Source organism: Actinoallomurus rhizosphaericola, from assembly GCF_024055675.1.
Taxonomy (GTDB): Bacteria; Actinomycetota; Actinomycetes; order Streptosporangiales; family Streptosporangiaceae; genus Actinoallomurus; species Actinoallomurus soli.
On the sequence record NZ_JAMXMW010000007.1, the window covers coordinates 32445 to 45965 of the forward strand.

Here is a 13521-nt window from a genome sequence, read left to right on the forward strand (position 1 = left end):
TGCGCCGGTCAACGGGTCACCTCCACCATCGCGGGCTTGATCTGCTCACGTTCGGGCTCGAAGACGATGCTCGGGTCGGGCATGCCGGGCGCGTTGACGAAGGAGACGAAGCGGCGCAGCTTCTCCGGGTCCTCCAGAATCGCCCGCCACTCGTCGGAGTAGCCCGCCACGTGGCGCTCCATGGCCGCGTCGAGCTCGGCGCAGATGCCGAGCCGGTCCTCGACGATGACCTCGCGCAGGTAGTCGAGGCCGCCGTCGAGGTTCTCCAGCCAGGACGCGGTGCGCTGCAGCCGGTCGGCGGTGCGGACGTAGAACATCAGGAACCGGTCGATGTAGCGGATCAGCGTGTCCTCGTCCAGGTCCTGCGCGAACAGGTCCGCGTGACGCGGCCGCATCCCGCCGTTCCCGGCGACGTAGAGGTTCCAGCCGCGTTCCGTGGCGATGACGCCGAAGTCCTTGCTCTGCGCCTCGGCGCACTCGCGGGCGCATCCGGACACCGCCGACTTGATCTTGTGCGGGGCGCGCAGGCCCCGGTAACGCAGTTCGAGCCGGATGGCGAGGCCGACCGAGTCCTGGACGCCGTAGCGGCACCACGTGGACCCCACGCAGGACTTGACGGTCCGCAGCGCCTTGCCGTACGCGTGGCCGGACTCGAACCCGGCGTCGATCAGCCTCTTCCAGATCTCCGGCAGCTGCTCGACGCGGGCCCCGAACATGTCGATCCGCTGCCCGCCGGTGATCTTCGTGTAGAGCCCGAACTCCCGGGCGACCTCGCCGATGACGATCAGTTTCTCCGGCGTGATCTCCCCGCCCGGGATGCGCGGCACCACCGAGTAGGTGCCGTTCTTCTGCATGTTCGCGAGGAACCGGTCGTTGGTGTCCTGCAGGCCCGCCTGCTCGCCGTCGAGGATGTGGCCGTTGCCGAGGCTGGCCAGGATCGAGGCGACCACCGGCTTGCAGATGTCACAGCCCCGGCCGCGCCCGTGCTCGGCGATCAGCTGGGAGAAGGTCGCGATCCCGCGCACCCGGACGATGTCGAACAGCTCCGCGCGGCTGTGGTCGAAGTGCTCGCACAGGGCCTTGCTCACCTCGACGCCGGCGGCGGTCAGCTCCGCGTCGAGGATCTTCTTGACGAGCGGCACGCAGCTGCCGCAGCCGGTGCCCGCCCTGGTGCAGGCCTTCACGGCGGGCACGTCGGTGAGCCCGTCCTCGGCGATCGCGGCGCGGATCGTCCCGGCGGTCACGTTGTTGCAGCTGCAGATGACGGTCGCCTCGGGCAGCGCGCCGCCCGCCGCCTCGGTGCCGCCGAACAGCGCCTGCTCGGGCGTCCCGGGCAGCTTCGCGCCGACGTAGGCCCGCAGCGTCGGGTAGGACGAGGCGTCGCCGACCAGAACGCCGCCGAGCAGGGTCTGCGCGTCGTCGCTGACGACGAGGCGCTTGTAGATCCCGGCGACCGGGTCGGTGTAGATCACGTCGAGGGCGTCGGCGGACGGGTCGCCGAAGCTGGCGACGTCCACGCCCATCAGCTTCAGCTGCGTCGACAGGTCCGCGCCGGTGAAGCGCGCCTCCCCGCCCAGCAGCCGGTCGGCGACCACCTCGGCCATCGTGAAGCACGGGCCGACCAGGCCGTACACCATGCCGCCGACAAGGGCGCACTCGCCGATCGCGAAGACCCGCGGGTCCGCGGTGCGGCAGGCGTCGTCGACGACGATGCCGCCGCGCTCCCCCACCGGCAGGCCGGCGGCGCGGGCGAGGTCGTCGCGCGGGCGGATGCCGGCCGAGAAGACGACCACGCCGGCGTCGATGACGACGTCACCGGCCAGGCGCACGCCGCCGGGCTCGACGCGTTCGAGACCGGCGCCGGTGTGCACGGTCATGCCCAGGGCCTCGATGTGGCGGCGCAGCATCGCGCCGCCCCCCTCGTCGAGCTGGCGGGGCATCAGCCAGGGCGCCACCTCGACGACGTGGGTGTCCAGGCCGAGCCCCTGGAGCGCACGGGCGGCCTCCAGCCCGAGCAGTCCACCGCCGACGACCACCCCGGCCCGCGGCCTTGACATAGTAAGGTCGCCGCCGGCCGCGGCGGCGCGCAGCGCGTCGAGGTCCTCGATCGTCCGGTAGACGAAGGCGTGTTCGGCGCCCGGCACCGGTGGCACGAACGGCACCGACCCGGTGGCCAGCACCAGTGCGTCGTACGGCAGGGTCGCCCCCGCGTCCGTACGGACGACGCCGGCGGCGCGGTCGATCGCGGTGACCCGCTCCCCGGTCCGCACGACCACGCTCTCGTCGTGCGGCGGGTAGCCGAGGTCGGCGTCGTCGGTGAGGTAGGACGTCAGCGCGACGCGGTCATAGGCCGTACGCGGCTCCTCCCCCACCACCGTGATCCGCCACCGGCGGGCGGAGTCGCGCTCCCGCAGCGCCTCGACGAGGCGATGCGCCGCCGGACCGTGTCCGACGACGACAAGACGGCTGGTCATCCGAATTCAGTCCTCCCCGACGCGACTTGACCTCGATCTTGACCATCGGGCGTTTCGCGTCTGCGTCCCGCTTGTTACCGCTGTGCTACAAGCCGCTCACCTACGGCCTGACCTGGTGGGGAACGTCACCTCCTGTGTTCCGAGCCACTCGAGGATCCCTTCGACGGTGTCCCGGCAGCCGCCGCAGCCCGTCGTCGCGCGCGTCATCGTGGCGATGTCGGCGACCTCCCGCGCGCCCTCCTCCCAGCAGGCGCGGATCCGGCCCTTGCTGACGTTGTTGCAGTGACAGACCACCGCGGCGTCCGGGATCCGCACCGGCGTCTCGGTCGGCGTCGCCGGGCTCAGCCCGGTGAACAACAGCCCCAGCCGGTCCGACGGCACCGGGGCGGCCCGGTCGTACAGCTGGGTGAGCAGCCCGGCCGTCGTCGTCTCGCCGAGCAGGATCGCGCCGACCAGCCGGTCGTCCCGGATCACGACCTTCTTGTACGTGCCGCGCACCGGGTCGGCGAAGCGGACGACCTCGGCCTCGTCGTCGCCGAGCGTCGTCTCGCCCATGGCGGCCAGTTCGATCCCCGCGGCCTTGAGCCGGGTGACCTGGCGAGACCCCTCGTAGCGGGCGTCACCGCCGGTGAGCAGGTCGGCCAGGATCCGGGCCTGTTCCCAGGCGGGCGCGACCAGCCCGTACACCGTGCCCTGGTGCTGGGCGCACTCCCCGATCGCGTGGACGTCCGGGTCGTCGATCGAACGGAGCCGGTCGTCGACCACGACGCCGCGGTCAACGGTGAGCCCGGCGGCCGTCGCCAGGCCCGTCTCGGGGCGGATGCCGCAGGCGAGCACCACCAGGTCGGCGGGGAGCACCGCTCCGTCGTCCAGCTCGATGCCCGTGACGCGCCCGCCCTCGGCCCGCGCCCCGGTCAGGCGCGCCCCGACGAGCGTACGGACGCCGAGGTCGCCGATGGTGCGCTGCAGCACTCCGCCGGCCTCGGCGTCCAGCTGCCGTTCCATCAGGTGCCCGCCCAGGTGGACGACGGTGACCGGCAGGCCACGGCCCGCCAGCCCGCGCGCCGCCTCCAGGCCGAGCAGCCCGCCGCCCACGACGACCGCGGACCGCGCGCCGTCGGCCAGCCGGATGATCGCCTCACAGTCGCCGAGCGTGCGGAAGGCGACGACGCCCTCGGCGTCCAGTCCCGGCAGCGGCGGGACGACCGGGGCGCTGCCGGTGGCGAGCACCAGCGTGCCGTACGCGGTGACGGTGCCGTCGGCGCAGGTCACCGTCTTGCGCTCCCGATCGATCGCGACGATCTCCTGCCCGAGGCGGGCGTCGACGCCGTTCGCGGCGTACCACGCCGGGTCGGTCAGGCCGATGTCGCCGGGCGCGGTGACACCGGCCAGGACGTTCGACAGCAGCACCCGGTTGTACGGCTGGGCGGCCTCGGCGCCGAAGACGGTGATCCCCAGGGTCCGGTCGCGGGCCCGCAGCTCGGAGACGAGCCGGGAGCCCGCCATGCCGTTGCCGACGATCACGATGTGTCGGTTCACTTCTTCTCCAGTCGGACGGCGCACACTTTGAACTCCGGCATCCGCGACGTCGGGTCGAGCGCCGGGTTGGTGAGCAGGTTCGCGCGGGCGGGACCGGCCCAGTGGAAGGGCATGAAGACGGTGTCGCGGCGGATCGCCGTGCTGAACCGCGCCTTGGCGACCGCGCCGCCCCGCCGGCTCGTCACGCGGACGTCGTCGCCCTCCTCGATCTCCAGCCGCGCCGCCAGGTCGGGATGGATCTCGACGTACGCCTCCGGGACCGCGTCGAGCAGCGCCCGCACCCGGCGGGTCTGCGCGCCGCTCTGGTAGTGGGCGAGCACCCGCCCGGTCGTCAGGTAGACCGGGTAGTCCGCGCAGACGTCCTCGGCGGGGCCGCGGTGCTCGACCGGCACGAGGCGGGCGCGGCCGTCCGGCGTGGCGAACCGGTCGAGGAAGACGCGCGGGGTGCCCGGGTGGTCCTCCCCCGGGCACGGCCAGAAGACGCCGGTCTCGGCGACGATCCGGTCGTAGGTGATGCCGGAGTAGTCGGCGAGCCCGCCGGCGCTGGCCGCGCGCAGCTCGTCGAACACCTCGGCCGGCTCGGCGCTGAACCGGCCGGGGGCCGCGAGCCGCTCGGCCAGGGCGGCGATGATCTCCAGGTCGGTGCGGACCCGCGGCGGGCGGGGCCGGGCCGCCCGCCGCAGCAGGACCCGGCCCTCCAGGTTGGTGATCGTGCCGGTCTCCTCCGCCCACTGTGCGGCCGGCAGGACGACGTCGGCGCGCAGGGCGGTCTCGGACGGAACGAAGTCGGACACCACGAGGAGGTCCAGCGCGTCCAGGCGGGCCTGGACGCGGCCCGCGTCCGGCGCCGACACGACCGGGTTGGAGCCGAACAGCAGGAGGGCGCGCGGGCCGCCGGGCGTGCCGAGCGCGTTCAGGAGCTCGGTGGCGGACAGGCCGGGGCCGGGCAGGTCGCCGGGGTCGATCCCCCAGACGCGTGCGACGTGCTCGCGCGCGGCCGGGTCGTCGATCTTCCGGTAGCCGGGCAGCTGGTCGGCCTTCTGGCCGTGCTCGCGGCCGCCCTGGCCGTTGCCCTGCCCGGTCAGGCAGCCGAACCCGGAGCCGGGACGTCCGGGCAGGCCGAGTGCCAGGGCGAGATTGATGAAGGCCGTCACCGTGTCGGTTCCGGTGGCGTGCTGCTCGGCGCCGCGCGCGGTCAGGATCAGCGCGTTCGCGGCCTCTCCCAGGATCCGTACGGCCGCCCGCATCGCCGGCACCGGCACGCCGGTGATGCGCTCGACGCGCTCGGGCCAGTAGCCGTTGATGACGGTGCGGACGGCCTCGAAGCCCTCCGTGCGCTCGTCGAGGTAGGCCTTGTCGATCAGACCCTCGGTGATCGCCAGGTGCAGCAGCCCGTTGGCGAGGGCCAGGTCCGTGCCCGGCGTGACCTGCAGGTGCAGGTCGGCGCGGCGCGCGGTCGCGGTCTCCCGGGGGTCGACGACGATGAGCCGGCCGCCCCGCTCGCGCTGGGCGGTCAGGTGCCGGACGAACGGCGGCATGGTCTCGGCGACGTTGCCGCCGGCCAGCAGGATGGCGTCCGCGGCGGCGACGTCGGTGATCGGCACGGGCAGGCCCCGGTCCAGGCCGAACGCCCGGTTCTGCGCCGCGGCCGCCGACGACATGCAGAAACGGCCGTTGTAGTCGATGTTGGGCGTGCGCAGCGCGACGCGGGCGAACTTGCCGAGCTGGTACGCCTTCTCGTTGGTCAGCCCGCCGCCGCCGAAGACCGCGACGGCCGAGCGGCCGTACGTCTCCTGGATCCGGCCGAGCTCGGCGGCGATCCGGTCGAGCGCGGCATCCCAGGAGACGGGCTCGAGCGGGGCGTCCCGGCGGGCGCGCATGAGAGGCACGGTCAGCCGGTCCGGCACTGTCAGGAGCTCCCCGGCCGTCCACCCCTTCTGGCACAGTGCTCCACCCCCCTGGCTACGCCCCACCGCCCCCGGGGCGCCTCCGGCACCGCCATTGGCGGGGATGTCCTCGCGCGGCGCGACGGTGGTGCCGGGGCCGACGAGCATCCCGCACTGCAGCGCGCAGTACGGACAGTGGGTGGCTATGGGCGACATGCCTCGATCGTGCGGTTGAGGCGTTTCCCACCGGGGTCCGCAGTGTTACCGGCCCGCTACAACCCCTTCACGGAGGCCTCTGACCTGCGGTGCGGCTCACAGTGCCCCCGAGGCACGGGTGCGGGGAAGTTATCACCGCCGCATTACGCGACACACACCGAAGAAACGGGCCGCTCCTAGCGTCGGCGCAGCACCCAGCCAGGAGGAGCCCGTATGACCACCATCGAACAACGCCTACCCGGCGCCGGCACGGCCGGCCGCCGGTGGATCGCGGACTGGCGCCCGGAGGACCGGACCTTCTGGGAGGAGACCGGGGCGAGGGTCGCCCGGCGCAACCTCGCCTTCTCGATCTTCTCCGAGCACATCGGGTTCTCGGTGTGGAGCCTGTGGTCCGTGCTGGTGCTGTTCCTCGGCCCGGCGTACCACGTCGACCCCGCCGGGAAGTTCCTGCTGACGACGGTCCCCACGGCGCTCGGCGCCGCCCTGCGCCTGCCGTACACCTTCGCGATCGCCAGGTTCGGCGGCCGTAACTGGACGATGTTCAGCGCCGCGCTCCTGCTGATCCCGGCGGTGTCGGCCGCCGTCCTGATCAGGCCGGGCGTCTCCTTCACCACCCTCCTGGTCCTCGCGGCCGTGGCCGGGGTCGGCGGCGGCAACTTCGCCTCCTCGATGGCCAACATCAACGCGTTCTATCCGCAGCGGCTCAAGGGATGGGCGCTCGGGATCAACGCCGGAGGCGGCAACATCGGCGTGGCCGTCGTCCAGCTGGTCGGGCTGGCGGTGCTGGCCACGGCGGGCAGGGACCACCCGCGGCTGGTCGCCGGGATCTACATCCCCTTCATCGTCCTCGCCGCGCTGGGCGCGGCCCTGCGGATGGACAACCTCGCCGGGATGCGCAACGACAAACGGGCCATGCGGGACGTCGTGAAGGACCCGCATAGCTGGATCATGTCGCTGCTGTACGTCGGGACGTTCGGATCGTTCATCGGGTTCGGCTTCGCCTTCGGCCAGGTGCTGCAGGTGCAGTTCACGGCGGACTTCGACACGCCGATCAAGGCCGCGTACCTGACGTTCCTCGGCCCGCTGCTGGGATCGCTGATCCGGCCCGTCGGCGGCTGGGCGGCGGACCGGCTCGGCGGCGCCAGGGTCACCTTCTGGAACTTCGTGGCGATGGGGATCGGCGCCGCGATCGTCCTCACCGCCTCCGCCGAGCGGTCGCTGCCGCTGTTCCTCACCGGGTTCGTGCTGCTGTTCGTCCTCAGCGGCGTCGGGAACGGCTCGACGTACAAGATGATCCCCGCCATCTTCCGCGCCAAGGCCCCGACGGAGGAAGAGGGCCGCCGCCTGTCGAGCGCCCTCATCGGCGTGGCCGGCGCGATCGGGGCGTTCGGCGGCGTCCTGGTCAACCTGGCCTTCCGCCAGTCGTTCCTGACCTACAAGACGGGCGACGGCGCGTACGTCGCCTTCATCGCCTACTACGTGCTCTGTTCCGCCGTGACCTGGGCGGTCTACCTCCGCCGCTCCCCGCGGCGGCTGCCGGGCGTCTGAAGCCGCGCGTGGTGCCGCCCCGGCTCGGCGGGCGGCACCACGCGCCGTCAGAGGGTCGCCGGCAGGCCGAACCGCGGGAACAGCTCCGGGCCGAACGTCGTGATCTCCCTGATCCGGCCGTCCTCGACGCGCAGGACGTCGAACTTGAACGCCCGGTACTCCGAGTCGCCGGGCCGCCGCAGGTAACTGGCGGCCGTCGGCATCCGGTTGGCCGACGTCGGGAGGAGACGCCAGTCGCCCTCGCGGTCCTCCCCGAAGGCCCGCTCGAGGAGCGGCACGACCGCCGCCAGGCCCTCGTAGAGGTGCGGGTACGGCGGCATCGTGACGCGCAGGTCCTCGGCCGCGATGGCGATGGCGGCCGCGGCGTCGCAGCGCTCGTGCGCGTCGATGAAGCGATCGAGCAGCGCACGCTCGGCACGGCTCAGCTCCCCCGTCGACCACTCGGTACGGCGCTCCGGCAGCCGCCGCTGCATGGTGGCCCGGGCTCGTTGCAGCGCGCTGTTGCCGGCGGCGACGCTCGTACCCAGCAGGTCCGCCGTCTCCGCCGCGGACCTGCCGAGCACGTCGCGGGCGAGGAACGCCGCGCGCTGCCTCGGCGGCAGGGCCTGCAGGGCGGCGATGAACGCCAGCTCGATCGTCTCCCGCTCGACCACGACCGCGTCCGGTCCCTCGTCGACGGGCGCGGCCGCGTCGAGGCCGGCGTCCGGGTACGGCTGCAGCCACGGCACCTCGGACAGGGTGTCTCCGCGCACCGGCCGGCGGGCGGCGCGCCGGAGCTGGTCCAGGCAGACGTTCGTCGCGATGCGGTAGAGCCACGCCCGGAACAGCGTGCCGCCGTCGAAGCCCTCCCGCCCGCGCCAGGCCCGCAGGAAGGTCTCCTGCACCGCGTCCTCCGCCTCGTCGAACGAGGCCAGCATCCGGTAGCAGTGGACGTGCAGCTCCCGTCGGTGCCGCTCGGTGAGCGCGGCGAACGCCGGCTCGTCACCGGCGACGGCCGCGGCGATCTCGTCCTGCCGTACCTCCGTGGTCCCGGTCACGCCTCGCCGCCCCGGACCTGCTGGAGCAGCCAGCCGTTGCCGTCCGGGTCGCTGAAGGAGGCGAAGTTCGCGTAGTCGCGCTCCTCCGCGTCGTGCCCCGGCACCGGGCCGCCCGCCTCGTGGTGGAAGACGTCGCTCACCTCCACCCCGCGCCCGGCGAGTTCGGCGCGCACGGCGTCGATGTCGGCGACCACCAGGTGCAGGCCCTGCACCGAGCCCGCCGTCTCCTTGTTCTTCATCAGCGCGATCGAGCAGGCGGAACCGGGCGGCGTGAGCTGCACCACCCGGAAGTCCTCGCCGGCGCTGAAGTCGACGTCCAGCCGGAAGCCCGCCTCCTCGGCGTAGAAGGCCTTGGCCCGGTCGACGTCCGAGACGGGGACGACGATGAGTTCGAGCTTCATCTCCACGGTGCTTGTCTCCTCGGGTCCGGTCGGCCGATCACCGACGTGCTGGCCATGTAACGCCATCACTCCGACGAACTCATCGGTGCCGCGATGAGAAATCCCGGCCCGACGATATTTGACCGATCGGTCTGGATCCGGCTAGCGTCCGGGGCGTGGCGAGGACGAAGGAGTTCGATCCGGACGCCGTGCTGCAGAAGGCGATGGAGCTGTTCTGGGAGCGCGGGTACGAGGCGACGTCGATGGCCGACCTCGTCGAGCATCTCGGCATCGCGCGGGCCAGCATCTACGCCACCTTCGGCGGCAAGCACGACCTCTACCTCAAGGCGTACGAGCGGTACGCCCGGACGCGCGACCTCAATGTCGTCGAGATGCTGTCCCAGCCGGGTCCCGTCCTGCCCGCCGTACGGGCGCTGGTGCGCGCCTACGCCGAGGAGTCGGCGGCCGATCCGCGCCGGCGGGGGTGCATGGTCGTGAACACCGCGGTGGAGCTGGCCGGCCGGGACCCGCAGGCGGCGCGCCGGGTCGACGCGAGCTGGGACACGGTGGAGACCGCCCTGACCTCGGCGCTGACCAGGGCGCGCGCGCAGGGCGAGCTGCCCGCGGACAAGGACCCGCGGGCGCTGGCCCGGTTCCTCCTCGTGCTGCTGCAGGGGATGCGCGTGCTCGGCCGCGCCCACCCGGACCCGGACCGCCTCCGTGACGCCGCCGACCAGGCCTTGGCCGCCCTGACCTGAGCACCGGTTCCGGTACGGGCCGGAGCGCGTCCTCGACCGCGTCGCCGTGGCCCTGGCCGCCCGCGGCTGAAGGTCGGTGCCGAGGATCCTCGTGGTCGGGACGACGAGGATCCTCGGCACGAGCAGACGGTCAGACCGTGAAGCCGGCGAAGTAGGCGGCGGCCATGTCCTCCTCGGCGTGGCCCGCCAGGGCGGCGCGCTGGAAGCGGTCGCGAGCGGCCTCCATGACGTCCATCCGGGCTCCGGCGGAGGCGCCGGCCGCGCAGATCAGCCGCGTGTCCTTCTCGGCGTTCGTCACGGTGAAGGTCGGCGAGAAGTCGCCCGCGATGATGGCCGCGGCCTTCTGCTGGAACAGCGCGCTGTCCATCGGCCCGGCGCCGACGACGTCACGGAACGCCCGCGGGTCGACGTCCAGGACCCGCGCCAGGGCGAGGGCCTCGCCGACCCCGGAGACGAGGGTGAGGGCCCAGGTGTTCGTGACGAGCTTGAGCCGGCTGCCCGCGCCGGCGGGGCCGAGCCACAGCGTCCGCTTGCCGACCGCGTCGAACACCGGACGCAGGGGCTCCCGTGCACTCTCCGGCCCGGAGGCGAGCACGATGAGCTCGCCCTGTTCGGCGGGTTGCCGGCTGCCCTGCACCGGAGCGTCGACGAGGACGAGGCCGTGGCGCTCGGCGATCCGGCGGAGATCGTCCAGCGGTTCGAGGCCGACCGTGCTCATCTGCGCCCAGATCTGCCCCTTCCGCAAACCCGGGGCGGCCTGTTCCATCGCCTGGCGCACGGCCTCGCCGTCGTTCAGCATCGTGATGATCACGGTGGCGCCCTCGACGGCCTCGGCGGGGGTGCCGGCGACCTTCAGCCCGTCGACGGCCTCGGCCTTCGCCCGCGTGCGGTTCCAGCCCCGCAGGTCGATGCCCTGAGCCAGCAGGTTGCGGGCCATCGCCGCGCCCATGATCCCGGTTCCCAGCAGTGCGACGGTCATCGATCCGGCTCCTCTTTCTTGACTGTTCGTTACATATTCTGGGCAGAGAACAGCGCCGGGCGGCCACGGCGTCACGGCAGCACGCCCAGGGCCGTCTCGACGACGCCGGTCAGCCGCCGCCGGTCGGGTCCGGCCTTGGCCATGACGCGCAGCCCCTGGATGGCCGTGATGAAGAAGTCGGCCAGTCCCGGCACGTCGGCGTCCGCGGGCAGCTCACCGCGCTCGCGGGCCCGGGCGAGCGCGGTCGCGATCGACTCGCGCACCCCGCCGAGCGCGTCGGCGACGATGCGCCCCGAGACGGCGTCGTGCGGGAGCCGCTCGATCGCGGTGTTCGTGACCAGGCAACCGCGCCGGTCGGCGTCCCGGGCCGCCTCGTCGACCAGCGACAGCAGCAGGTCGCGGAGCACCGTGCGGATCGGGACGTCGCGTTCGAGCCGGGCCGTCATCCGCGCCGACGACAGCTCGGCATAGCGCCGGAGGGCCGTCTCGTACAGCCCGTCCTTGCTGCCGAACGCCGCGTACAGCGAGCCGCGCCCCAGCCCGGTGGCCTCCACCAGGTCCTGGATCGAGGTGGCCTCGTAGCCGCGGCGCCAGAACAGCTCCATCGCCGACCGGACCACCGCCTCCGTGTCGAACTCCCGCGTCCGCGCCATGTCCGGGACGATAGCCGTATCTGTAACGAACGGTCAAGAACACTCCGGCGGCGCGTCACCCGAGCAGGGATGATCACCTTTCGCTAGCGTTCGGTCACGTTCAGCGACATCTCCGCGCATCGAGGAGGGACCACGGATGAGGTATCCGGATCGGCGGGTCATCACCGTCGTGCTGGGCGGCCTGCTCGCCGCCGTGACCATGACCGGGTCGGCGCTGGCCGACGCGCATCCGCGCGTTCCCCGGCCCATGATGAGCGCGGCGCTCGCCGCCACGCCGGGACGGGCCGAGGCGGCGCCGATGGTCCCGACCAAACGGAGCGTCGCGATCGCCCGCGCCCGCACGTGGCTCACCGCCTGGCACGGCGGGCCGGTGCCGTACAGCCAGAGCCGCTACCTGAACGGCTGGCGCACCGACTGCTCCGGATACATCTCCATGGCCTGGAACCTTCAGAACGCGAACGGCGCGCCGCTCAACTACAACACCGACAGCATGCTGCGCGGAGGCCCCGGATTCCCGGGCCCGGTCGTCCACCCGATCGGCTGGGGCGACCTCAAGCCCGGCGACGCGATCGGGTTCCTCGGCGCGGGCAGCGCCGGCGACGCCGGGCACGTGATGCTGTTCGAGGGGTGGGCCGACCCGGCGCACACCGCGTACCGGGTCTACGAGCAGGCCGGCGACGGCGGCACCCACCACCGCACCCACCCGGTCTCCTACAACCACTACAAGCCGTACCGCTACGACAGAATCCTCGAGGGCTGACACGGGACCGACGCAGCAGGCGAACGACCGGTCACGCCGAGCCGGGGCCGGCTCGGCGTGACCGGTCGTTCGAGTACTACTGGGTCGGTGTGGCGCGAAGTGACACGTGGCAGTTCGACTGCTCTCGGCCGGTCATCCCCGTGCGCAGGTGAAGTTCTGCGCCCGGTCGGCGCTGCCGCGTCGGGGCAGGCCACGGATATGGTCAATCATCGGCTACTTCTCTGAATCGTGGGAACCAGGGGAGATGTCGAGCGCCCCACCCCGATGAGCAGGAGCTGAGGCGCAGCCGTTTCGGGGGCTCTTCACAGTTGAGGGTGGCCCTGGCCGGCCGTTCGGCTCGGCCAGGGGAACCGGGTCGACGGTCTCAGGGCTGGATGTTCTCCAGGTCCTCCAGCAGGCTGGGGTGCGTCGGCTGCCATCCGAGGGCATCGCGGGTGTGGGCGCTGGAGGCCGGCTGGTCCATCGCGAAGATCGGGCCGAACGGGCCGAAGGTCTCCTCCGGCACCGTCTCGACCGGCAGGCCCAGTCGTCGGCCGATGACCGTCGCGATGTCGCGTACCGCGTCGCCCTCGTCGGCCACGGCGTGCCAGGCCGTCCCGGCCGGCGCCGATTCGAGGGCCAGCCGGAACAGGACCGCCGCATCGAGGGCGTGCACGGCCGGCCAGCGCTGCGTGCCGTCGCCCGGGTAGCCGGCCACTCCGGTGCGGCGCGCTTGATCGGCCAACAGGCCGGCGAATCCGCCCTTGCCCTCGTTGTGGACCGTGCGCGGCATGCGGACCGCCGTGGCGCGCACACCGCGCGAGGCCAGCTCCAGCAGCGCGTTGACCGAACGGCCTCGACCGCCGACCGGCCCGTCGGTCGGCAGCGGATCGGCCTCCGTGGAGGCGCGGCCCGGCACCCAGGGCGTACCGGAGACGGTGACGATCGGCCGGCCGCTACCGGTGAGCTCTTCCCCCAGCGCGGCCATGGCCGCGCTCTCCTCGGCGATCGCCGCCGCGAGCGCATCGGGGTTGCCGTAGTCGCGTCCGAACGCCAGGGAGATGACGCCGTCGGACTGCGCGGCGCCGGCCCGCAGGACGCCGAGGTCGGCCAGCTCTCCGCGCAGCACCTCGGCGCCGGCGTCCTTGAGGGCCCGCTCGGAGCGGTCCGAGCGGGCCAGCGCGAGAACGGTGTGGCCGTTGCCGAGCAGTTCGGCGACGACGGCGGATCCGATGGTGCCGGTACCGCCGGTGACGAAGACGTGCATGGACGACTCCCAAGAGTGACGGGACTAATGTCTCATCACCGTAGC

General features: G+C 72.8%; 11 protein-coding genes. 3 read left to right on the top strand and 8 right to left on the bottom strand.

What is annotated here, in order from left to right; translation table 11 throughout:
• Positions 1-8: 8 nt before the first annotated feature.
• From nirB to NE234_RS17495, 3 genes are all read right to left on the bottom strand, one after another.
• Entirely contained in the window at positions 9-2474 is a 2466-nt protein-coding gene (gene nirB, locus NE234_RS17485; RefSeq protein ID WP_252781366.1) for a nitrite reductase large subunit NirB, read from the bottom strand.
• A 96-nt stretch (positions 2475-2570) separates the two neighbouring features.
• Positions 2571-4013: an FAD-dependent oxidoreductase gene (locus tag NE234_RS17490; protein WP_252781367.1), complete on the bottom strand. Its 1443-nt coding sequence runs from the start codon at positions 4011-4013 to the stop codon at positions 2571-2573.
• Positions 4010-6115 (bottom strand): molybdopterin oxidoreductase family protein, encoded by a 2106-nt coding sequence (locus NE234_RS17495; RefSeq protein ID WP_252781368.1) that lies wholly within the window; start codon positions 6113-6115, stop codon positions 4010-4012. The genes NE234_RS17490 and NE234_RS17495 overlap by 4 nt, the downstream gene beginning before the upstream one ends.
• A gap of 213 nt (positions 6116-6328) precedes the next feature.
• On the opposite strand from NE234_RS17495, the gene NE234_RS17500 reads away from it, so the two are divergent.
• Positions 6329-7663: a nitrate/nitrite transporter gene (locus NE234_RS17500; protein WP_252781369.1), complete on the top strand. Its 1335-nt coding sequence runs from the start codon at positions 6329-6331 to the stop codon at positions 7661-7663.
• A gap of 47 nt (positions 7664-7710) precedes the next feature.
• On the opposite strand, the gene NE234_RS17505 is transcribed toward NE234_RS17500, so the two are convergent.
• Positions 7711-8700: an RNA polymerase subunit sigma-70 gene (locus NE234_RS17505; RefSeq protein WP_252781370.1), complete on the bottom strand. Its 990-nt coding sequence runs from the start codon at positions 8698-8700 to the stop codon at positions 7711-7713.
• Entirely contained in the window at positions 8697-9101 is a 405-nt protein-coding gene (locus tag NE234_RS17510) for a VOC family protein (RefSeq protein ID WP_252781722.1), read from the bottom strand. Before NE234_RS17510 ends, NE234_RS17505 begins: the two co-directional genes overlap by 4 nt.
• Positions 9102-9256: 155 nt before the next feature.
• On the opposite strand from NE234_RS17510, the gene NE234_RS17515 reads away from it, so the two are divergent.
• Complete coding sequence (locus NE234_RS17515; RefSeq protein WP_252781371.1) at positions 9257-9838, top strand: TetR/AcrR family transcriptional regulator; 582 nt, start codon at positions 9257-9259, stop codon at positions 9836-9838.
• A 130-nt stretch (positions 9839-9968) separates the two neighbouring features.
• Here NE234_RS17515 and NE234_RS17520 read toward each other — a convergent pair whose 3' ends face one another.
• Together NE234_RS17520 and NE234_RS17525 are read right to left on the bottom strand one after the other, a co-directional pair.
• Positions 9969-10817: an NAD(P)-dependent oxidoreductase gene (locus NE234_RS17520; RefSeq protein WP_252781372.1), complete on the bottom strand. Its 849-nt coding sequence runs from the start codon at positions 10815-10817 to the stop codon at positions 9969-9971.
• Between the two features lie 71 nt (positions 10818-10888).
• Complete coding sequence (locus NE234_RS17525) at positions 10889-11470, bottom strand: TetR/AcrR family transcriptional regulator (RefSeq protein WP_252781373.1); 582 nt, start codon at positions 11468-11470, stop codon at positions 10889-10891.
• A gap of 136 nt (positions 11471-11606) precedes the next feature.
• Here NE234_RS17525 and NE234_RS17530 point away from each other — a divergent pair, with 136 nt between their 5' ends.
• The gene (locus tag NE234_RS17530; RefSeq protein ID WP_252781374.1) at positions 11607-12230 is read left to right on the top strand and encodes an NlpC/P60 family protein; all 624 of its coding nucleotides are present in this window, start codon (positions 11607-11609) and stop codon (positions 12228-12230) included.
• Between the two features lie 364 nt (positions 12231-12594).
• Here NE234_RS17530 and NE234_RS17535 read toward each other — a convergent pair whose 3' ends face one another.
• Positions 12595-13476 (bottom strand): SDR family oxidoreductase, encoded by an 882-nt coding sequence (locus tag NE234_RS17535; RefSeq protein WP_252781375.1) that lies wholly within the window; start codon positions 13474-13476, stop codon positions 12595-12597.
• Between the last annotated feature and the right edge of the window lie 45 nt (positions 13477-13521).

Excerpts from the sequence above, each read along its gene's own strand:
- nirB (WP_252781366.1), bottom strand. The coding sequence starts at position 2,474 with ATGACCAGCCGTCTTGTCGTCGTCGGACACGGTCCGGCGGCGCATCGC.
- NE234_RS17520 (WP_252781372.1), bottom strand. The coding sequence starts at position 10,817 with ATGACCGTCGCACTGCTGGGAACCGGGATCATGGGCGCGGCGATGGCC.
- NE234_RS17495 (WP_252781368.1), bottom strand. The coding sequence starts at position 6,115 with ATGTCGCCCATAGCCACCCACTGTCCGTACTGCGCGCTGCAGTGCGGG.
- NE234_RS17500 (WP_252781369.1), top strand. The coding sequence starts at position 6,329 with ATGACCACCATCGAACAACGCCTACCCGGCGCCGGCACGGCCGGCCGC.
- NE234_RS17535 (WP_252781375.1), bottom strand. The coding sequence starts at position 13,476 with ATGCACGTCTTCGTCACCGGCGGTACCGGCACCATCGGATCCGCCGTC.
- NE234_RS17525 (WP_252781373.1), bottom strand. The coding sequence starts at position 11,470 with ATGGCGCGGACGCGGGAGTTCGACACGGAGGCGGTGGTCCGGTCGGCG.
- NE234_RS17530 (WP_252781374.1), top strand. The coding sequence starts at position 11,607 with ATGAGGTATCCGGATCGGCGGGTCATCACCGTCGTGCTGGGCGGCCTG.
- NE234_RS17510 (WP_252781722.1), bottom strand. The coding sequence starts at position 9,101 with ATGAAGCTCGAACTCATCGTCGTCCCCGTCTCGGACGTCGACCGGGCC.